This is a genomic window from Xenorhabdus lircayensis, assembly GCF_016306625.1.
In the GTDB taxonomy this organism is placed as follows: domain Bacteria; phylum Pseudomonadota; class Gammaproteobacteria; order Enterobacterales; family Enterobacteriaceae; genus Xenorhabdus; species Xenorhabdus lircayensis.
Map to the genome: position 1 here is coordinate 59,739 of NZ_JACOII010000020.1, position 21,917 is coordinate 81,655.

Here is a 21,917-nt window from a genome sequence, read left to right on the forward strand (position 1 = left end):
TTTTACGGTAGGTCTGCCTTGTATCTGTTTGAAAGCCTGAATCAGCTGGTTCTGAAATATTTGCCTGAAGATCAAATTGATCTGCTTAAACAGGCCTATGTTGTCGCGCGGGATGCCCACGAAGGGCAGACCCGCTCCAGCGGTGAGCCGTACATTACTCACCCTGTCGCCGTTTCCTGTATTCTGGCCGAAATGCGCCTTGACCATGAAACACTCATGGCGGCACTTCTGCACGATGTCATTGAAGATACTCCAACGACATTTCAGGATATAGAGCAGTTATTTGGCACGGCCGTCGCCGGATTGGTGGAAGGCGTATCCAAACTGGATAAGCTGAACTTCCGCGACAAGAAGGAAGCACAGGCTGAAAACTTCCGCAAAATGATCATGGCAATGGTGCAAGATATCCGCGTCATTTTGATCAAATTGGCAGACCGTACACACAATATGCGAACACTTGGCTCCCTGCGCCCTGATAAACGGCGGCGCATTGCCAGGGAAACGCTGGAGATTTATAGCCCGCTGGCTCACCGTCTGGGTATTCATCACCTGAAAACGGAGCTGGAGGAGCTTGGGTTTGAAGCCCTGTATCCTAACCGTTACCGCGTAATCAAAGAGGTTGTTAAAGCCGCTCGTGGTAATCGTAAGGAGATGATCCAAAAAATTCTGTCAGAGATTGAAGGCAGGTTAACGGATGCTGGCATCGAATGTGCCGTTAGCGGCCGCGAAAAACATCTCTACTCTATCTATTGCAAGATGCGTCTGAAAGAACAGCGTTTCCATTCCATCATGGATATTTACGCTTTTCGTGTCATCGTCAATAATCTTGATACCTGTTATCGCGTACTGGGGCAAATGCACAGTTTATATAAACCGCGCCCCGGCAGAGTGAAAGATTATATTGCTATCCCCAAGGCTAACGGCTATCAATCCTTGCATACTTCCCTTATTGGCCCGCATGGAGTCCCCGTTGAAATCCAAATCCGTACCGAAGATATGGATCAAATGGCAGAAATGGGGGTTGCAGCACACTGGGCCTATAAAGAGCAGGGAGAACTTGGTACAACTGCGCAAGTCCGCGCTCAACGCTGGATGCAAAGTTTGCTGGAGCTTCAGCAAAGCGCCGGAAGCTCTTTTGAATTTATTGAAAGCGTTAAATCTGATTTGTTCCCCGATGAGATTTACGTTTTTACCCCCGAAGGACGAATTGTTGAGTTACCAGCCGGCGCGACTCCTGTCGATTTTGCCTATGCCGTCCATACGGATATCGGCCATGCCTGCGTTGGCGCACGTGTTGATCGCCTGCCTTATCCCCTCTCACAAACTCTCAGTAGTGGGCAAACTGTCGAAATCATCACTGCACCTGGCGCACGCCCTAACGCTGCGTGGCTAAACTTTGTCGTCAGTTCCAAGGCGCGAGCCAAAATCCGCCAGTTACTGAAAAACCTAAAACGGGATGATTCCATTGGATTGGGGCGCCGTCTGCTCAATCATGCACTTGGCAACGGAACGAAAGTTGTCGATATACCACAGGAAAATATCGACAAAGAGCTGGCAAGAATGAAGCTCACCACTTTGGATGATTTGCTGGCGGAGATCGGGCTGGGCAATGCCATGAGCGTGGTGGTTGCACGTAATTTATTACTGAGTGCGACGGAGAAAGCGCCAAACAACAACGCTAATACAGCTCGTAAGCTACCGATCAAGGGTGCTGATGGCATTTTGATCACCTTTGCCAAATGTTGTCGTCCAATTCCAGGCGACCCCATTATTGCCCACATCAGTCCGGGGAAAGGTTTGGTGATCCACCACGAATCCTGCCGCAATATCCGTGGATATCAGAAAGAACCGGAAAAATTCATGCCTGTCGAGTGGGATAAAGATATCAATAGCGATTTTATTGCCGAAATTAAAGTTGATATGTTTAATCATCAGGGCGCACTGGCAAATCTGACTGCTGCCATCAATGATGCAAACTCCAGCATTCAAAGCATGAATACGGAAGAAAAAGATGGCCGCGTTTATTGTGCTTTCATCAGGCTGACGACCAAAGACCGTATACAGCTGGCGAATATCATGCGTAAGATACGTGTCATGCCAGACGTGATGCGAGTCAGCCGTAACCGAAACTAAAGGTTATGAATCCTAAACGTTACGCCCGTATTTGCCAGATGATGGCAATGCGTCAACCTGACTTGACGATTTGTTTAGAAGAAGTCCACAAACCCCATAACGTATCCGCCGTCATTCGTACTGCGGATGCGGTTGGTATCCACCAAATTCATGCCATCTGGCCCACCCAACAATTAAGAACCCAGCTCTCCTCTGCGGCGGGCAGTAATAGTTGGGTTCAAGTAAAGATGCATTCCGCTGTTGAACAAGCCATTCAACAATTTAAATCCGATGGCATGCAAGTGTTAGCAACTCATCTTTCTGATAAAGCCGTCGATTTCCGCCAAATTGATTACACTAAACCTACCTGCATCATTATGGGGCAGGAAAAGAAAGGTATTTCAAAACAAGCTATCACTTTGGCAGATCATGACATCATCATTCCGATGGCAGGTATGGTGCAATCACTAAATGTTTCCGTCGCATCTGCCCTGATCCTGTATGAAGCACAACGACAGCGCCAATTGGCTGGCATGTATCAGCGGGAGGAAAGCACATTGTCCGAAGAGGAACAGCAAAAACTGCTTTTCGAAGGAGGATATCCCGTTTTGGCCGCAGTTTCTTGCCGTAAAGGTCTGGAACAGCCATTGATTGATAAACAAGGGCAAATCATCGCAAGTGAATCATGGTGGGCAGCAATGCAGGCAACGACCGCACCATCAACAAGGAAATAAATCACACCGACGGAGATATCGCATGAAAGGCCAACTACTTGATGCCATCCCCTTAACCACCCTGCGTGGTGTTGGAGCCAGTCAGCTCACTAAGCTCGCCGAATTAGGGTTAGTCAACCTACAGGATTTGCTGCTGCATCTACCTCTCCGCTATGAAGATCAAACCCGCCTGTATACCATCAATGAGTTGCTGCCCGGCATTTATGCTACGGTAACAGGTGAAATATTGCGCACCAATGTGGCTTTTGGGCGTCGTCGTATCATGATCTGCCAAATCAGCGATGGCACAGGAATATTGACTCTACGTTTTTTCAATTTCACCGCTGCCATGAAAAATAATTTGGCCGAAGGGAAACACGTCGTTGTCTATGGCGAAATCCGTCGCGGCAACCAAGGGCCAGAGATTATTCATCCTGAATATAAAGTCCAGCAACACGCCAACCGTGTTCAGTTGCAAGATACCTTAACCCCTATCTATCCCACGACTGAGGGAGTGCGCCAAACAACGCTGCGCAGATTGATTGAGCAGGCATTGGAGATATTGGATACCTGTGCCATTAATGAATTGTTACCGGAAGAATTCAGCCGGAAGATGATCAGCCTGCCCAGTGCACTGCATACGTTACACCGGCCCCCGCCAGATATCTCTCTGACCGATTTGGAAAATGGACGACACCCAGCCCAGCGTAGGTTGATTCTGGAAGAATTTCTGGCACACCATTTAAGTATGCTAGCGGTCAGAGCGGGAGCCCAGCGCTTTCACGCCCAGCCGCTCACGGCGGATAATTCGCTAAAACAGCAGCTTCTTAGCCAATTGCCATTCTCACCAACAGGTGCGCAAGCGCGTGTCGTTGCAGAAATAGAACACGATCTGGAAAAAAACGTCCCCATGATGCGCTTGATACAAGGGGATGTTGGGTCGGGTAAAACGCTGGTGGCAGCTCTGGCGGCAGTCCGTGCCATTGTTCACGGCAAACAAGTTGCGTTGATGGCGCCAACTGAGCTGCTGGCGGAGCAACATGCCAATACCTTCCGCCAATGGTTGGAGCCACTCAGTATTCAAGTCGGCTGGCTGGCTGGCAAGCAAAAAGGCAAGGCTCGTCAGGCACAGCAAGACGCAATTGCGAGTGGTCAAGTGAGCATGGTCGTCGGGACTCATGCAATGTTTCAAGAGCAAGTCAAATTCGCGGGATTAGCGCTAGTTATCATCGATGAACAACATCGATTCGGTGTTCATCAACGACTTGCGTTATGGGAAAAAGGCCGCGAACAAGGATTCCATCCTCATCAATTGATCATGACAGCGACCCCCATTCCACGGACATTGGCAATGACCGCCTATGCCGATCTGGATACGTCCATCATTGATGAATTGCCGCCAGGCCGAACTCCAGTGATAACCGTTGCTATCCCCGATACCCGCCGAAACGACATTATCCAACGTATCAAAAACGCCTGTTTGGATGAAGGACGTCAGGCTTATTGGGTATGTACTCTGATCGAAGATTCCGAAGTACTGGAAGCGCAAGCAGCGCAAGCGACCAGTGAAGAACTGGCACTGGCGTTGCCGGAGCTGAAAATCGGCTTAGTGCATGGGCGAATGAAATCCGCAGAAAAGCAAATCATCATGGAGGCTTTCAAACAGGGTGAATTACAATTGCTGGTCGCCACGACAGTCATTGAAGTCGGTGTCGATGTGCCCAATGCCAGCCTAATGATTATCGACAACCCCGAGCGGCTGGGATTGGCCCAGTTGCACCAGCTTCGTGGGCGTGTCGGGCGTGGTGCCATCGCTTCACACTGTGTCTTGCTCTATAAAACGCCACTGACCAATACAGCCAAAATACGTCTGCAAGTTTTACGGGATAGTAACGATGGTTTTGTGATTGCCCAAAAAGATTTGGAAATCCGCGGGCCGGGTGAATTACTTGGCACACGCCAAACGGGTAATGCAGAGTTTAGGATCGCAGATTTATTGAGGGATCAAAGTATGTTGCCCGAAGTTCAACGCATCGCTCGCTATATCCATCAGCACTATCCTGAACATGCCAAGGCACTGATTGAGCGCTGGCTACCGGATCGCTCGCAATATAGCCATGCTTAAAATACGCATTTAATGACAAATATGCCGCTGAGTATTTCAGCGGCATATTTAGCCAAGATATCAGGCGATATCAAAAATGAATCAATTTAACCTGCTACAGATGGAAATACCGGTAATAACAGATACATTTTGATAACAGCAGCGTTAACTATATCGATAAAGAATGCCCCAACCATCGGCACGAGTAAGAATGCCACGTGAGATGGCCCACAACGGTCAGTAATCGCCTGCATATTCGCAATAGCCGTTGGCGTCGCCCCCAAGCCAAAACCGCAGTGACCGGCTGACAATATTGCGGCGTCATAATTTTTACCCATCACACGGTAAGTCACGAAAATCGCGTACAACGCCATCACCACTGCCTGCACGGCGAGGATCACCAGCATGGGTAGTGCGAGGGAAGCCAATTGCCATAGTTTCAGGCTCATCAACGCCATTGCAAGGAACAGTGACAAACTGACGTTACCCAATACAGAAACCGCTCGGTCAAATACCCGATAAAAACCAAGCATAGACAGGCCATTACTGAGGATGACCCCAACAAACAGTACACACACGAACGTCGGCAGTTCAAAGGCAGTACCTTCCAACTGTTTTTCAATAAAGCTACCCGCCAACAAGCAAATGGAAATCATGGCAATGGTTTCCAACATCACTAATGGCGTGATAAGCCGGCCAGTATAAGGTTTCTCAAAAGCAGTCGGGATCTCAGTATCATCTGCACTCAAACCCGGTGTTTTGGTATTTTTCACCAGAAAACGAGCCACTGGGCCACCGATCAAACCACCCAAGACCAAACCGAATGTCGCACAAGCCATTGCGACTTCCGTCGCATTCTCAAAGCCGTAACGTTCAGTGAATACTTTGCCCCAAGCGGCTCCTGTTCCGTGGCCACCTGAAAGCGTAATAGACCCTGCCAACAGCCCCATTAATGGGTCAAGACCAAGCATTTTCGCCAATGCGATGCCTACGGTGTTTTGCACCAATAACAGGCCAACAACCACGAAGACAAACATTATCAGAAGCTTTCCGCCCGCTTTCAGGCTGGCAAGATTAGCGTTCAAGCCGATTGTGGCAAAGAATGTCAACATTAGGGGATCTTTTAGGGATAAATCAAAACTGACTTCCCAACCCGTGGTTTGTTTAACCGCCAATAAAACTAAAGCGACTAATAACCCGCCCGCGACTGGCTCAGGGATCGTATATTTTTCGAGGAATGAGACTGATTGTACGAGCTTTCTTCCTAGTAGTAAAACAAGTGTGGCAGCAACGAGCGTGCCATAAATATCCAGATGATACATCTATGTACCCCATCCATTGTTAATATTATGTGAATTTAATGTGACGTTATAATCATCCTATAAAAACGCCAAGAGCAGGTAGGGATCGGATTAGAAAGAAAATTATTAATAAACACAAGTTAAAACATTTAAAAATGTGACGGAATTAAGTCGTTTTTCATAATGAAAACTTAACGCAAACGATTGCTTTAATGATGTAGATCATTAAAATGTTCTCCTTTGTCCATCTGGAATTTCACAACATGGTCAATTTAGCCCGTGAGTCCAATTCACCAGCCGTTTCCGACAAATCAGACAATGAATTGATCTATCGTCTCGAAGATAAACCGCCTCTCCCACATGCCCTATTTGCTGCATGCCAACACTTACTGGCAATGTTTGTGGCTGTTATTACTCCGGCGATGTTGATTTGCCAGGCCCTTGGGCTTCCAGAGCAGGATACGCAGCGCATTATCAGTATGTCCCTGTTCGCCTCAGGTCTGGCATCACTTATTCAAATTCGCTCTTGGGGGCCGATCGGTTCCGGATTGCTTTCAATTCAGGGGACCAGTTTTAACTTCGTTGCTCCACTGATTATGGGCGGGCTGGCGCTGAAAAATGGAGGCGCTGATATCCCAACCATGATGGCAGCCCTGTTTGGTACACTGATGCTCGCCTCAATGACCGAAATACTGCTCTCCCGTGTGCTGCATCTGGCAAGAAGGGTCATTACGCCTCTGGTATCCGGTATCGTGGTCATGATTATCGGCCTGTCGCTGATCCAAGTCGGATTAACCTCAATTGGAGGCGGTTACTCTGCCATTCAAAACGGTACATTTGGTGCACCGGAAAATCTACTGTTAGCAGGAGTTGTCCTTGCTGTTATCGTGCTGCTAAATCGCCAAAAGAACCCTTACCTGCGCATCTCTTCTCTGGTCATTGCCATGATAGTCGGCTATCTGGTGGCATGGTACATGGACATGCTGCCTCTCTCGACACCAAAAGAAAATACACCTGTCATCACGATCCCCTCACCGCTCTATTACGGCCTGTCTTTTGATTGGAATCTGCTGATCCCACTTATTCTTATTTTTATGGTGACGTCACTGGAAACCATTGGCGACATCACAGCAACCTCAGATGTTTCAGAGCAGCCAGTCAGTGGCCCACTATATATGAAACGCATCAAGGGCGGTGTGCTGGCAAATGGCCTCAATTCGATGGTTTCAGCAGTATTCAATACGTTTCCAAATTCCTGCTTTGGCCAGAACAATGGCGTAATCCAACTGACAGGCGTTGCCAGCCGCTATGTCGGCTATATTATTGCCTCAATGCTAATTCTGCTGGGACTGTTCCCCGCCGTGGCAGGTTTTGTGCAACATATCCCCGAACCTGTCTTGGGAGGAGCGACGATTGTTATGTTTGGTACTATCGCCGCTTCTGGCGTCAGAATCGTTTCCCGCGAACCACTGAATCGCCGTGCGATTATGATCATTGCACTATCGCTAGCGGTAGGTTTAGGTGTTTCTCAGCAACCATTGATTTTGCAGTTTGCACCTGATTGGGTTAAGAACTTACTCTCTTCGGGTATTGCTGCGGGAGGGCTAACAGCTATTCTGCTGAACCTGATTTTTCCTCAGGAAAAATAGCATAGATTTGGATACCTTTTGTCACTCCCGCTTTACTGGCGGGAGTTTTCTTTTTTTACGTTCATTTTGCGTAGCTATCCGCAATATCCGCATTAACTCGCCCTGAAATGCACTAAATGATGTTTTTGTCAGTGCCACCTATTGAGTGCCTATCCTTTTTGCGGCATAAAAGAGTTTCTGTCAGGAGGCTATGCTGAGGTGCATTTATGAAGTGGTTAGGGAAATTTGTTGTCACTCTTCTATTGTTGTTGATTCTGGCAATCATAGTTATCTATGTTGTTGTCCAGACACATTGGGGAACCAAACAAGTAAGTCAATGGTTCAACAAACAGGGGCATTATCAAGTCAGTATTGAAAGCATCAATCATAGCTGGCTGCAACCTGCCACCTTAACGTTTAATCAAGTGGATATCCGCGATAAACAAAGCCCGTTCTCACTCAGTGCCAATACCGTCAATCTCGATTTCAAATGGCAGCACCTGCTGACACCTCAAAACCTCCATCGTCTGACATTACAACAAGGAACATTGACGCTATCCGGAAACCAATTTCCGCCTCCCTTGCAAGCAGATATTTTACAACTGAATCAGATGAATATTCAGTTAAACAATCCCAATACACACATTCAGGGAGAGAATATCACCGGCGGCATTGCTCCTTGGATCCCTACCGTGAAAAACCCGTTTGGTAATGGACAATATCAATTCAGTGCCAGTGCGATCCATTTAAATGGCATTCCTGTTGAAAATGTCATTATGCAAGGCAGTTACCAGAATAATGCCCTGTCTATCGACTCCTTTGGTGCGACATTTCTGCGAGGCGCCATTTCTGGAGATGGTCAGCGATTATCTGACGGTAGCTGGCGGTGGAATAACCTCCTGATCAGCGATATCCGCTGGCAATCACCGATGACACTGAACGCATTGAAGGGCAAAATTAGTCATCTTCCCGCTATTCACGTTAAAGACCTCAATATCACCAATGCCAAACTGCAAGGGCAAAACTGGTCTGTCGATTATCTGGATAGCACTATCAAAAACTTGGGGCTGGTCAATGGCAGTTGGGATGCCGAAGATGGGTTGATTGATTTTAATGTGATGAACATGATGCTGAATGACGCACAGTTCAGCGATACGCTTGGGAAATTCCGTTTTTCTGGTGATACTTTTACTATTGCTAACCTAACGACCCATTATCAAAAAGGATTGTTCAATATCCAATCTCAATGGGATCGCAAAAACCGACAACTGACTCTCAAGGATAGCTCGGTAACAGGGCTGCTTTATATTCTGCCATCAACCTGGATCAACTATTTCAAAAACCCTGCACCGGAATGGATTTCAGGATTGAAACTAAATGACATTACCATCAATAATACTCTGCTGATTGATACCAATCCCAGCTTCCCGTTCCAGCTCACCACCCTTTCTGGCCATGTTGATACCTTGGATATCTTGAAAAATGGCAAATGGGGATTGTGGAATGGTCAGGCATTCTTGCAAACCGCCGGAGGGACATTCAATAAAGTTGAAATAGTTCGCCCTTATCTGCAATTGCACACCACAGATGGCAAAATAACCATTGATAAATTGAATGCCTTCACACGTGATGGACTACTACAAATCACCGGCACAGCTGAACAACAAACCGCTCAGACCCCTTTTAACCTCAATTTCAAAGGAATGAATGCAGATTTGAACATTTTGCCACAATGGGGTTGGGTACCGCTCAATATTCAGGGAGCAGGGAATTTCTCACTCTCTATCACAGGTGATCTCTCTGCTGATGATGTTAAAGGAACAATCAATGGCACATTGGTTGCTGAAGATAAATCATCAGACAAAGAGTCACAGTCTATTGAGCAGGGTTTGATTTCAACCAGTCGCTGCTCCCCCACAACACACTCTCCCGTAGATAACCCGGAAGCCGAACACTCGACAACAGACAATCACTCTACAACAGAGAGACAAACCTGCGCAAAAATCAAGCTGTAGCAAAACGCTCGGGAGGCAGGACAATATAAGTTCCGGTGAACACGCTACCAACGCCATGTTCACCGCTAACCAGCACTTCCAGTTTTACGCGCGCTTTGTTGCCTCTGGCAAGACGGGCCAGATCACCGCTCATATTATTGAAATCCGCAGTTGCACTGGGGCGCCCCGTTATGGGCTGCCGGTAACGAATATTGGCATCCACTAAAATAATGTCTCCACCCAGCTGGCGCTCCTGCAACAACAACCAAATCAGTCCCCATGCCGTTAAAGTCGCCTGCGAAAACAGACTGCCAGCGAAAATAGTATGGTGCGGATTCTGGTTTCCGGCTTCAGGCATAGTTGTGATAAAACGCTGCCCAGTATATTGAGTGATCCGCAACCCCATCTTTTCGCTTAAGGGAATATTCTTGTACCATGCCTGCTGCAATTCTGCACACCAGTCAGGGCGATGCAGAATATCATCAAGGCTCATAATAGGCTTGATCATCAAAAAATGGTTAATCGGTAACGTCTTAGCACCATTGATCAGGCCGCGGTTTTGAAAGCCTAATTTATCGAAGAAATCAACAGCATCTTCCCGTACACTGCAAACAACCCGTTTTACCCCTTCCTGCCTGGCGACAGATTCCAATGCCATCTCAATCAGTGTACCTAACCCTTTCCTCTGCACATTGGGATGAACAGCCAGAAAACGGATAGCACCTTCATTGTCCGCATTGATATATAAACGCCCAACAGCAAGCGGATTACCATGTTCATCCACCACCATTTGATGATGGGCCATCGAATCGTAACCATCTTTCTCTGAACCGATAGGCTGGTGAAGCGGCTTACGCAGCATCTCCCAACGAAATTGGTAATAGGTTTCCAACTCTTGTTCTGTTTGAGGTACTCTCAGATGGTACATAGGAACAGCTCCTTCTCTTGTGTGTAGTCATGTGTAGTCGGGGGAAACGTATGCAGCACAAGGTGGGTTATTTTATTATTGTAAAAAGCAATATTTCTTATAAAATCAATCCATTGAAATGTTCCACCACATCATACTTGCAACCAGAAAGTCACCGGTCCATCATTTGTCAAACTGACTTTCATATCCGCAGCAAATTTCCCCATTTCTGTTTTTACACCAGTTACACGGCACTGTTCAACAAAATAGCGATAAAGTTCATCTGCTTTTTGAGGCTCGGCACCACCAGAAAAACCTGGTCTTAAGCCTTTCTGGGTATCCGCAGCTAATGTAAATTGGGACACAACCAGCAAACTGCCATGAGCCTGCTGAACATTTAAATTCATTTTTCCCTGCTCATCGCTGAATACCCGATATCTCATTACTTTTTCACATAAACGCAGGGCTTTCTGGGGATCATCGTCTTTTTCAACTCCCAGTAATACCAGCAAACCCTGTCCAATTTCGCCAATAGTTTCACCTTCAACAACAACCTTTGCCTCTGTTACGCGCTGAATTAATGCGATCATTTTTCTTACCTGTTATCCTTGCCCAGACCGGGCAAGGAGAGGAGAGAGCGGAAGATGTTAAATTTCTGTGGGAAGCGAGAAATTATATGCTTTAAAGTAATCAGGAACCACGTTCCTGTCAGTAACATGAATTGCATTGATACCTGATTTTTTCGCGGCTTCAACGTTTTCTAAAACATCATCAAAGAACATGGCTTTATCCGCCTCCACACCTTCTATTTCAAGCACATATTTAAAAATATCAGGATTCGGTTTACGCATCCCCAGATCTTGAGATAAATAAAGAAAATCCGCTGATTCAGCAATCTCAGGGTAGTTCACTGGCCAGTAATCAAGATGCAATCGGTTTGTATTTGACAGTACAACCACACGATGCCCTTGAGCACGCAATTTATTCATTAACTCAATAACTTCCTGCCTGATACCAATAAAAATCGCCTGCCAGCCTTCCGCGAACTGTTCAAAACTGAGCGAAACGTCCATTTCATCACACATCATTTCCGCAAATTCACTGTCAGTGATTTGCCCATGTTCATGTTTTTCAAAGGTTTCTCCCAATGAAAATCTCGGGGTCAATGTTGCCAATGGTGTCCCACTCAGATTACTCCAGACAGCCAGTACTCTTTTAAAATCAATATCAATAATCACGTTACCCATATCGAAAATATACAGCATAATCCCTCCTGACTGACGCTCATAGTTTGGTACTTTTATCATAATTTTATGAAGAAAAAAGAATAAAGAGACAAAAAGACAATCAAATTGCTTTTTGATGAATGGTTGTTGCATTTGATAAATAGTTATTGAGTTTGATAAATAGTTGTTGAGTTTGATAAATAGCCGTTGAAATCCCAATTGGCTGTACGGACGAATGATTAGAAATGGATGGCAGAGATTATTGGAAGAAATATCATAAAAAACTCAGGGTGCCGAAACACCCTAAGCTATTCACATTCAAACTGTCACACGCAATGTATCACACGCATGTATCACAGAGAAATTAAGCGTCTTTGCTACGATTTGCACGACGGCGATCATTTTCAGTCAAATGACGCTTACGTAGACGAATTGACTGTGGAGTAACTTCAACCAGTTCGTCGTCATCAATAAACTCCAGCGCCTGCTCTAGTGTTTTCTTGATATGTGGAGACAGTGTTGTCGCTTCATCTGTTCCTGACGCACGTACGTTAGTCAGTTTTTTACCGGTCAGACAGTTAACAGTCAGGTCATTAGAGCGTGAGTGAATACCAATGATCTGGCCTTCATACACTTCAGTACCGTGACCAAGGAACAATTTACCACGCTCCTGCAAACCATACAGTGCGTAAGCAACCGCCTTGCCCTGTCCATTGGAAATCAGCACACCATTTTGACGGCGGCCAATCTCACCTGGACGGATATCGTCATAGTGGATGAATGTTGCGTATAGCAGACCAGTACCAGAAGTCATGGTCATAAATTCAGTACGGAAGCCAATCAGACCACGGCTTGGAATCACGTAATCAAGGCGAACACGGCCTTTGCCATCTGGCAGCATGTCACGCATTTCACCTTTACGCTCACCCAGCGCCTGCATCACATCACCCTGATGCTGTTCTTCGATATCCAGAGTTACCTGCTCGAAAGGCTCCTGCTTACGGCCATCAATTTCACGGAAGATAACTTTTGGACGGGAAACGCCCATCTCAAAACCTTCACGACGCATGTTTTCAATCAGAACGGACAAGTGCAGCTCACCACGACCCGACACGCGGAATGCATCTGGATCTTCGGTTTCTTCAACACGCAGTGCAACGTTGTGAACCAGTTCTTTTCTCAGACGATCAAGGATCTGGCGAGAAGTCACATATTTACCTTCGCGACCACAGAACGGTGAGGTATTTACACAGAAGTACATGCTCACGGTAGGCTCATCAACCGCCAGTGCTGGCAATGCTTCAACCGCATTAACTTCACACAGGGTATCGGAAATGTTCAGATCGCCCAAGCCGGTAATCGCGATGATATCACCCGCTTCCACCTTATCAGACTCAATGCGATCCAATCCCAGGTGGCTGAATACTTTACCAACTTTACCGTTGCGAGTTTTACCTTCGCTATCGATGATGGTGATATTCTGGTTTGGTTTTATCGTACCGCGCTTGATACGACCAATACCGATAACCCCAACGTAGTTGTTGTAATCCAGCTGCGAAATTTGCATCTGGAATGGGCCATCAAGATCAACCTGAGGTGGTTCAACGTGATCAACGATTGCCTGATACAACGGAGTCATATCTTCAGCCATATCAGTATGCTCGTTACCGGCAATACCCATCAGTGCAGAAGCATAAATGATTGGGAAATCCAGCTGCTCATCTGTTGCACCGAGGTTCACGAACAGGTCAAATACCTGATCTACAACCCAGTCAGGGCGGGCACCAGGGCGGTCAACTTTATTGATAACCACGATTGGCTTCAAGCCATGAGCAAAGGCTTTCTGGGTTACGAAGCGAGTCTGTGGCATTGGGCCATCCATCGCGTCAACCAGCAGCAGGACGCTGTCTACCATTGACATTACTCGCTCAACCTCACCACCAAAGTCGGCGTGACCCGGGGTGTCTACGATATTGATACGGTAGTCATTCCATTTGATGGCAGTATTCTTTGCAAGAATGGTGATGCCACGTTCTTTTTCCAGATCGTTGGAATCCATCACACGCTCAGTTGTTGCGGCACGTTCACCGAAAGTACCGGACTGTTGCAGAAGTTTATCAACCAGCGTGGTTTTGCCATGGTCGACGTGAGCGATGATGGCGATGTTTCTTAAGTTATTAATTGACAAGTATTTTTACCGTTTTAGCTATTTGAGGAAATATTACATGATACAGAGTGGCGGGACGCCGCTAGACTCATCTAACACAAATATGGTGCTATTTTACACGTTATACCTACAGAGTGAAATAAATGTGAGATGTATCACCTTAGATAGTTTGTCGGTAAGGCGGAATACGCTCGATGAGGGAACATGTTTGATACGTTAGTAACGTGCTCTGACTTCGTTAACTACGAGTGATATGTGTGCCATTTTATCTCAGTGTTACTTTATTTTTCACCTATAGTGATAACTTCATAGCAGATAAAAATATTTATTCGAATTAGAGATCATATAATAAAAACAACTATCAATATAATCAGTTAAATAGATGACCTTTTACAAATAAAATGTAAAAGGTCAACAAAATCACTCCACAAAATCAATATTAACCTTAATAATAATATTTATATAAAACTGACGGTTAAAAATCACTAGACATCACTCACACTCGGGCCATGGCCCATCAGTATGAGTATCAATTTTTCCTTTCCAAGCCTTACTGTTAATCATTCTATCATCTGTATTCTTAATTGAATAAGAAAAATAAATCTTACCAGGATTATCAGTGTCAACTTCACTAATACCGACAAGATATGTTTGGGTAATACCTTGTATGAAAAAATTAGTTTTACCATCGTTACCCGCATCAGTCGGCATGTTTAATTTAATAGGGAGATCTAATTTTTTCCGATCTGATCTAATGTGTAAATACAGAGTCACTTCAGAACCTAGAGGTACTTTTGTCGCATCGTTAGGATCGTTTGTTCCCGTAATTTTAACAAATAATCCTGCATCCCCCGTATTGTTTTTATAATTAGAGATATCTTTACAAGCTATAACGTAATCCTCAGTCACTAGATCGTTATCATTAGTTCCCTGACTAGAATAAACTTTACATTTCTCATAAACATTATCTAAAGGCGTTTCGTCTTTTACATATGTTACCTGAATTGAATCTGATACTAATCTCTCCGCACTATCTTTAATAATGACATAATAGAAATTAACTGGTTTATTTGGCTCCAAGAAGACACTATAAGGTAACTGTATAAAAGGAGTTCCTAAATTTTCGGGATCTGAATAAAAAGGCACATCAGTCATTAACCCATTAATAAAGAAAAATATGGTATCACTATCCTCTGCATTATCATATTTTGGGATCGTAACTGAGAATTTCGAAGAATTACCATCAGAACGCAAAATCCCTTGGTGCTCCCCTGAAATAATTGGCTCATCTACTATATAGTTGGGATCTGTTCGTCCACTATCTATAATATACAAAGCCTTATCGGCCGAAATCTCTCCCGTAACACCCACTATCTTAGAGACAAGATTAAGAACAACAGAGCTATCTTGTTTAGCATAAACATAAAAAACCAATCTACCATTAGAATCTGTATTAATAATTAACCCTCTTTTATTCCCGATATCTCTAACTTGTAACTTTTCTTTTTTATCAGAAGAATAGAAATTAACTTTATCAAAATTACCAGAAGTATCAAGCACAGTAACAGGAGTACCAGATAAATTAGTCTTCCCGTCCCGACTTTTGATTGTCGTACTAATCTTAGAAGCTAATTGTCCACTTGGGGGAATATTAAGAGAAGTCGGCATTTTTATATAGTCAACCCCAACTTCCAATTTCACTGAAGATATATCAACAGTTTTGGCATAGTATAACATACTGGTTTTATGAAATCCTTTTGCTTCTGAATTCGGTATAATATCAAATAGTACACTATTATTCTCAGGTACATTATCATCAACAAACAATTCAACAGAAAAAAACCCTACTTTTCCGCCATCATGAAGAGTTATTGGTGGTATATTTCTTTGAAGCTCAATACCATTTTTAGTTATTATATCAATATTAGCGTCATTTGAAATAACATTATCAGATTTTAAAATAATATCAAGAGTAAGGTTTTGCCCCATTATTACATCTAAGCCATATTTTACAGAAGTGCTAATTGTGTTAGCCATAATAATCATCTCGTCCTAATATCCAATTAAACTTTTATATAGAGTGTAAATTTAAGAATTATTTAATTACCACTCTAAATTATAAATATTTATAAGATTATATTTTAATTTAATTAATTCACCCTATCCATTTAATATAAATAGAGTTATCTACGTATCCATTTTAAATTTCTTGTTACAAGCCATAAGCTATATATATATTTATTAAAAATATCATGAATCGATAGTTTCAATTCTACCCCAGTAATATTTACTGTAAGTACGGTCTCCGTCATCAGAGACATAATATTCAAAATAAATCATCGGAATTCCATATTCTGGGCTACTCGCAAAGTGAACCAATAAATCGTGTTTTATACAGATTACAGTCGTTGATGTCTTACCACCAGAATGATCAGGAACATCGTTAATAACGCAAGAATACCTTTGATTGGTCTGTACATATTTATTGTCAAAGCTCAAATCATCGCTAGAATCACCGTTAAGATACATAGTTAAATCAATTGTATCTCCAAATTTTGGTTTTTTCGTATCTGTTATATCATTTGTTCCTATTATTTTTACAAACAACCCGTAACCTTTATTTCCATCTTTATTATAACCAGAAATTGAGGGACTATTAATAGTAGACCCACAATCAAGCTTAAAACGATCATCATCCTGATCTAAGGGAGGTTTACTCGTAGGATCAGCCCAACTAGCATATACAATCGGCATTTCAAAAACACGTTTAACATCATCAGATGGCTTATTATCTCCGCCACCGATGTAGGTTACATCTTGCTCTTGCGAATATAAACTACGGCCATTTTCTGTAACAATTATGTAATATAATTCTGATTTATTATTTAATTTAAATATATCATAATAAAGTTCATAATCATAATAATGAGAAATAGTATCCCTTATTTTCTTAACAGGTGGAAAAGTTATATTGTTATTATCCTTAGTAAAAAATAGAACCGAATCTCCATCTAATGCCCCATCATAATGTGGAATTCTGACATCAAACTTCTGGCTTGAGCCAGAAACGCTCAGTTGACCATCATCAAGATCTACTATTATTGGCCTAGAGAGTAATAAACTTTGATCACTAGGCTTAGGAGCAATAATATATATATCAGGTACAATAAAATTCACATCCGCCCCAGGCAATTCAGCACCTAATTTTATTTCAGCAGAAATGTCTTTTTTCGGATAAACCCGAAATTTAAGATCCCCATTATGATCACTAGAGATAGGAACAAAAACATTATATCCAGTAGTGACTGGCTTAATAGATTTAAGAATTTGCCCCGCATCAGGATTATTCGTTACAATAATTTTATCTTCTATATAACTTCCAATTACTGAATAAATATGGATAAGTATATTCCTCATTGGTTGACCAAACATATCGGTCAACGTCATAGAATAGTTAATGAAATTATCCTTGATATCTTCAAGATTTTCATCTTTCACTGGTGTATAACAAAAGGATTTATTCACATGTACTTTCACATCATTTGAAGTGGAAAATTCATTTTTTTTCATATTATTACCTATTCATTTTTCATTTAAAATATTTTTATATGAACATCAATGATAGATATTAAACAAGTAATATAACCACATGTATAATAGAAAATAGTTATCACGTGATAACCATATAAAATTATCAGTGAAAAAAGAATAATAACCTACAGACTTATCATAAAATGATTATAGGAACATCTTTTACATGAAAAATTCATAAAAAACAACAAATAACACCACTCAATAATGGCAGTTTATTACTGTTTCTATATAAGGTTGTTATCCTATATCTAAAAATAATATAGTAACATCAAAATAATAAAGTGGGAACTTTATATAAAAAGCGCCCACTTTTCAATAAATATAGATATTGAAAGTAACTATAACTCAACCTTTAATTATTATCAGTAAAAATTTAAGCATCAGATGAACAACCTTCCAGATCATCCTCCCCCATATGTGTATCAGTATCAATACCAGCTACCCAGATATTACTATATGTTTTTGTACCGTTACCATCATCAATATAGTAATCAAAAAAGAGTTCTCCATCAGTACCATCATGGTATGCAGCAGCCCTACTAAGAGCACAGTATGGTATTGGAATTATATTTCCACCTTCTTTATTCAGTGTGAATGTATAAACCTTCTGATTGTTTCTCGTCCTGGATGTATAATACAAATTTATACCACCACTCTGACCAACTGTTGGTAATGATTTATTTTTGGGATCTTTAGAAGCAGGTACAATAATATATAGACCAATAGCACTATTAACATTAACTCCAGAGTCCTTTTGGGCACTTATTGAACCTGTATCAACAACGTCATAATCGCGTATTTCGTTTTCATCACTGGATAAGTCAATAGGTAGATCCACAATACTAGAATAAACCCTGACTTTATCATACTGTCGATAAATATGATCTTTTGGTGTTTTCTCTTGACCACCAACATACTTAACGCCATTACCTCTAGAGTATTGCTCTTTCCCATCAAGTGGTGAAATAACATAAGAAAGAGATACATACTTATTATATGGCAATACATCATACGGAAAACAAAAAGGATAATCACTTGAATTAACTATATTACCAAAAACATAAACTGACTTAATCAACTTAGGTATATTATCAGAATCATCCTTCATGAAAAATAAAATACTATCCGAAGATTTATGATTATTATAATTAGGAATTTTAATTTTAAATTCATTTGTAGATGAATTTAAATCCTGTTCAAGAGTGTTGTCTTCTTTTTTCCCATTTATAAATGGAGGTTCTATTTCTTCAAATGGATCAACAATGTTCGGAGCAAAAACATAAATATTAGCTGCTTCTGTTTCATTTTGGGTTACACCAAATACCTGTATGACTAACCCAATCCGGACAGGTTTATCTTTTATAGGATATACACGAAATTTTACATTCCCTTGCTTATCGCTATAAACTGAACAAAACTCTATCTTCTCTACTTGATTTACTTTCCTCAATATAGGAGAGGTTTCATCTGTCGTAATCAAAACATTACTTAACTTTCCATCAATAATAGATGATATATTTACTTCAATATTATTCAATGGATTTCCTTGTTCATCTTTGATGACAGTTGAAAATAATGAAAAATCTTTATTTTTTGGATCATCAATATTATTATCCTGTTCTGGCGTAGTAAAATAAGCCATATCTGGATGAATAGTAATAGGATTTTTTTGTAATGACTTCACTTTATAATCTACTGGGAGTGGCGTAAAACCAGCCAAATCGTGATTTTGGTCTAATTCAGAAACAACATGAATAGTATATCTGACAATATCACCCGGTTGTAATTTATTATCAATATTTAATTGATATTTTATTTTTCCTGATTTTTCGTCTACTTTTTCCCAACCATAATCTTTTATAACTGAAATAGAATCTGATTTAGGTTTTATTAATACTTTAATATTTGATGGTAAATCTGAATCAGAGCGTACACATATCGTTAAAAAAATATATTGACCAATAATGACATCAGATTCTGTCGGTATTGATACCTTAATTTTATCCGATGCTAATCCACTCGATGACATTACTGAATATTTCTCAAAGTTCATATAACATTCCTTTAATAAAATAAAAAATTTCAAGTTTTAGTGTTTGTTACTAATTTAAAATACCACAAAAATAAATTTTATATAATAAAAATAAATTATCACTTAAAAACCGGCTTATATTTTAATTTTGCAAAGTAATATTTTAAAATATAAAAATATAGAATTAAATACTGCACATGCTTCCACATAATAAATCATCACCAATTATCTATCTTAAAATTTTCAGATAAAACACTGCAAATTTTAAACTTGTAGAAATACAAGCAATAAAATTTAGTTATCATCCCAGTCCATATGATCATCACCAAGAGGACAGCCATCTAGCTCACTAGGATCATCATATTGCTCTGCTGTTTCAATCTCTACGTTCCACACTTTACTATATATCTTCATACCATCATCATCATTAACATAATAATCAATATATAAATGACCAGGGTGATCTTGGTATGCCGCTGCACGGTTAAGATCACAATATGGTATTGTCACTAAAACACTACCCGTTGTTCTTCCTGGATCATTGAGATTCGGTAAAGTAAAATTATAGTTTCTAACTATCTTTCTAGTACTAGATCGTAAATACAAATTAACTTCACCGGATTGGCTAAGTCTAGGTAATTCTTTATTTGTTGGAGCATACGAGCCTTCAATATATAAATATAAACCAGGTGCCCCAGCTCCTTCAGATTGGTGATGTCTTTTCTGGGCAATCATATCTAAGGTAATATCATTCTCTTCAGACAATTTATTATCACTACTGGATAAATTAATAGGTAATGTTGCATAGCTAGAGTATATTTTATCAATCTTAGCATATACCCTTGGAATAATTTCAAATGGATTTTTTTCTTTTTCACTGCCTAGATATTTTACAGTGAGAGGATAAGATATTTTTATATCACCATCTATAGATGAAATAATATAATAAAAATCAACTTCTTCATTAAGAGGTAAGTCTTTATATGAAAATGTGAAAGCTTTATCCGGTAAATCACTCACGTTTTTAATCGGATAGATAGGTTCAAGTAACTTAGATTGATCATGCATCCCTTTCTTTATAAAAAATAGAGCAACATCCTGAGCATAAGCTGGCTGATAAGAAGGGATTGTAACATGGAATTTTTCCGAGGGGGATATCAAACTGTTTTTGAGTATATTATTTCCATCCAATTCTTGAATGGTTGGAGGACCAAGTGTGGATGGGCTATTTTGTGGATAAGAAAAGACATACAAAGTATATGCTGGATTAGCTCCTGTAACGTCTAATATTTCTGTTGTTAAATCAAGCCTGACTTGCGTATATTGTTTGGGGTATATACGGAACTTAATTTTACCTTCTTCATCAGAGTAAACAGTAAGGAAATTAATTTTATCTTTGGATTGGGTTTTTATACGCCGACGAGGGTTTTCGTTTGTAGAAAAACAAACCAATTCTAGTTTGTTTGGTGGAAAGGCAGAAATTGTTAAAGCTACATTTTTTAGTGCGTTGCCTTTATCATCAATCAGTGTTGAAGAAATTAGGGCATATTTACTATTTGGAGAATCCATACTGTTATCGGTGGTTGGTGTCACCATATAGTTTGTGTCAGAACTAAGTTGAATACCGCTGCCATGGCTGATTTGTTTTGCTGTATAAGTAACATTGAGTGGATCGATCCCTTGAACATCCCCCATTCCTGAACGTGAAATAGCATGAACAGTATAAATGACGTCTGTTTCTGGTAATAATTCGTTATTGATTTTTAATAAAAATACTGCGCTTCCTTGGGTTTTATCTTCTGTTAATGTCCACGGGGTGTGACGGATGGCTGTAACCACGTTTGTGTTATTTTTTATTTGGATCTTTTTAACATCTTTAATCACCTCTGGAGCAGCTAATAACGTAATGGTCAGATACACTGATTGCCCAATAATAATATCTGAGCCACTCGGTATTGATACACAAAGGTTTCCAGAGGAACATTTATTTAATAATGTATCATTGTCATTTAGTATATTCATTTTTACCTTATAAATAATGTGTTGATATTTAGTGTAAAATAATTATATAAATTAATTTTAATCATCGCTCCAATGCATATTTTCTTCACTCTCAGGGCAATTACTTATATCACACTC

At 41.2% G+C, this 21,917-nt stretch carries 14 protein-coding genes; 5 read left to right on the plus strand and 9 right to left on the minus strand.

Going from position 1 to position 21,917, the window contains the following annotated elements; genetic code table 11:
• Nucleotides 1-18: 18 nt before the first annotated feature.
• Genes spoT through recG form a run of 3 tightly spaced genes read left to right on the plus strand, consistent with a single transcriptional unit; the run spans nucleotide 19 to nucleotide 4,950 of the window.
• Nucleotides 19-2,133: a bifunctional GTP diphosphokinase/guanosine-3',5'-bis pyrophosphate 3'-pyrophosphohydrolase gene (gene spoT, locus H8A87_RS02830; protein WP_198688488.1), complete on the plus strand. Its 2,115-nt coding sequence runs from the start codon at nucleotides 19-21 to the stop codon at nucleotides 2,131-2,133.
• Between the two features lie 5 nt (nucleotides 2,134-2,138).
• Complete coding sequence (trmH, locus tag H8A87_RS02835; RefSeq protein WP_198688489.1) at nucleotides 2,139-2,846, plus strand: tRNA (guanosine(18)-2'-O)-methyltransferase TrmH; 708 nt, start codon at nucleotides 2,139-2,141, stop codon at nucleotides 2,844-2,846.
• Between the two features lie 22 nt (nucleotides 2,847-2,868).
• Nucleotides 2,869-4,950 (plus strand): ATP-dependent DNA helicase RecG, encoded by a 2,082-nt coding sequence (recG, locus tag H8A87_RS02840; RefSeq protein ID WP_198688490.1) that lies wholly within the window; start codon nucleotides 2,869-2,871, stop codon nucleotides 4,948-4,950.
• Between the two features lie 86 nt (nucleotides 4,951-5,036).
• Here recG and gltS read toward each other — a convergent pair whose 3' ends face one another.
• The gene (gene gltS, locus H8A87_RS02845; protein WP_198688491.1) at nucleotides 5,037-6,251 is read right to left on the minus strand and encodes a sodium/glutamate symporter; all 1,215 of its coding nucleotides are present in this window, start codon (nucleotides 6,249-6,251) and stop codon (nucleotides 5,037-5,039) included.
• Between the two features lie 242 nt (nucleotides 6,252-6,493).
• Between gltS and H8A87_RS02850 the strand changes: the two genes are divergently transcribed.
• Nucleotides 6,494-7,879, plus strand: a complete 1,386-nt coding sequence (locus tag H8A87_RS02850; RefSeq protein WP_198688492.1) for a uracil-xanthine permease family protein — start codon at nucleotides 6,494-6,496, stop codon at nucleotides 7,877-7,879.
• A gap of 206 nt (nucleotides 7,880-8,085) precedes the next feature.
• Nucleotides 8,086-9,873, plus strand: coding sequence for an AsmA family protein (locus tag H8A87_RS02855; protein WP_232370041.1), 1,788 nt, complete (start codon nucleotides 8,086-8,088; stop codon nucleotides 9,871-9,873).
• On the opposite strand, the gene fabY is transcribed toward H8A87_RS02855, so the two are convergent.
• The 8 genes from fabY to H8A87_RS02895 form a co-directional block, all read right to left on the minus strand.
• Complete coding sequence (fabY, locus tag H8A87_RS02860; RefSeq protein WP_198688493.1) at nucleotides 9,863-10,780, minus strand: fatty acid biosynthesis protein FabY; 918 nt, start codon at nucleotides 10,778-10,780, stop codon at nucleotides 9,863-9,865. The two genes, H8A87_RS02855 and fabY, sit on opposite strands and share 11 nt — an antisense overlap.
• Before the next feature lie 131 nt (nucleotides 10,781-10,911).
• Nucleotides 10,912-11,349, minus strand: coding sequence for a D-aminoacyl-tRNA deacylase (gene dtd / locus H8A87_RS02865; RefSeq protein ID WP_198688494.1), 438 nt, complete (start codon nucleotides 11,347-11,349; stop codon nucleotides 10,912-10,914).
• 57 nt (nucleotides 11,350-11,406) lie between these two features.
• Nucleotides 11,407-12,024: a glucose-1-phosphatase gene (yihX, locus tag H8A87_RS02870; protein ID WP_198688495.1), complete on the minus strand. Its 618-nt coding sequence runs from the start codon at nucleotides 12,022-12,024 to the stop codon at nucleotides 11,407-11,409.
• 325 nt (nucleotides 12,025-12,349) lie between these two features.
• Nucleotides 12,350-14,173, minus strand: coding sequence for a ribosome-dependent GTPase TypA (gene typA / locus H8A87_RS02875; RefSeq protein WP_198688496.1), 1,824 nt, complete (start codon nucleotides 14,171-14,173; stop codon nucleotides 12,350-12,352).
• 471 nt (nucleotides 14,174-14,644) lie between these two features.
• On the minus strand, nucleotides 14,645-16,189 hold the full coding sequence (locus H8A87_RS02880) for a hypothetical protein (RefSeq protein ID WP_198688497.1): 1,545 nt from the start codon (nucleotides 16,187-16,189) through the stop codon (nucleotides 14,645-14,647).
• Between the two features lie 213 nt (nucleotides 16,190-16,402).
• Nucleotides 16,403-17,722 (minus strand): hypothetical protein, encoded by a 1,320-nt coding sequence (locus tag H8A87_RS02885; RefSeq protein ID WP_198688498.1) that lies wholly within the window; start codon nucleotides 17,720-17,722, stop codon nucleotides 16,403-16,405.
• A gap of 397 nt (nucleotides 17,723-18,119) precedes the next feature.
• A complete protein-coding gene (locus H8A87_RS02890) occupies nucleotides 18,120-19,799 on the minus strand; it encodes a hypothetical protein (RefSeq protein ID WP_198688499.1) in 1,680 nt (559 codons plus the stop codon).
• Between the two features lie 273 nt (nucleotides 19,800-20,072).
• Nucleotides 20,073-21,800 (minus strand): single stranded DNA-binding domain-containing protein, encoded by a 1,728-nt coding sequence (locus H8A87_RS02895; protein WP_198688500.1) that lies wholly within the window; start codon nucleotides 21,798-21,800, stop codon nucleotides 20,073-20,075.
• Between the last annotated feature and the right edge of the window lie 117 nt (nucleotides 21,801-21,917).

Bases quoted from the DNA above. Each gene is read 5' to 3' on its own strand.
- dtd (WP_198688494.1), bottom strand. From the start codon at position 11,349: ATGATCGCATTAATTCAGCGCGTAACAGAGGCAAAGGTTGTTGTTGAA.
- yihX (WP_198688495.1), bottom strand. From the start codon at position 12,024: ATGCTGTATATTTTCGATATGGGTAACGTGATTATTGATATTGATTTT.
- H8A87_RS02890 (WP_198688499.1), bottom strand. From the start codon at position 19,799: ATGAACTTTGAGAAATATTCAGTAATGTCATCGAGTGGATTAGCATCG.
- H8A87_RS02895 (WP_198688500.1), bottom strand. From the start codon at position 21,800: ATGAATATACTAAATGACAATGATACATTATTAAATAAATGTTCCTCT.
- recG (WP_198688490.1), top strand. From the start codon at position 2,869: ATGAAAGGCCAACTACTTGATGCCATCCCCTTAACCACCCTGCGTGGT.
- H8A87_RS02850 (WP_198688492.1), top strand. From the start codon at position 6,494: ATGGTCAATTTAGCCCGTGAGTCCAATTCACCAGCCGTTTCCGACAAA.
- H8A87_RS02885 (WP_198688498.1), bottom strand. From the start codon at position 17,722: ATGAAAAAAAATGAATTTTCCACTTCAAATGATGTGAAAGTACATGTG.
- gltS (WP_198688491.1), bottom strand. From the start codon at position 6,251: ATGTATCATCTGGATATTTATGGCACGCTCGTTGCTGCCACACTTGTT.
- trmH (WP_198688489.1), top strand. From the start codon at position 2,139: ATGAATCCTAAACGTTACGCCCGTATTTGCCAGATGATGGCAATGCGT.
- H8A87_RS02880 (WP_198688497.1), bottom strand. From the start codon at position 16,189: ATGGCTAACACAATTAGCACTTCTGTAAAATATGGCTTAGATGTAATA.
- H8A87_RS02855 (WP_232370041.1), top strand. From the start codon at position 8,086: ATGAAGTGGTTAGGGAAATTTGTTGTCACTCTTCTATTGTTGTTGATT.
- fabY (WP_198688493.1), bottom strand. From the start codon at position 10,780: ATGTACCATCTGAGAGTACCTCAAACAGAACAAGAGTTGGAAACCTAT.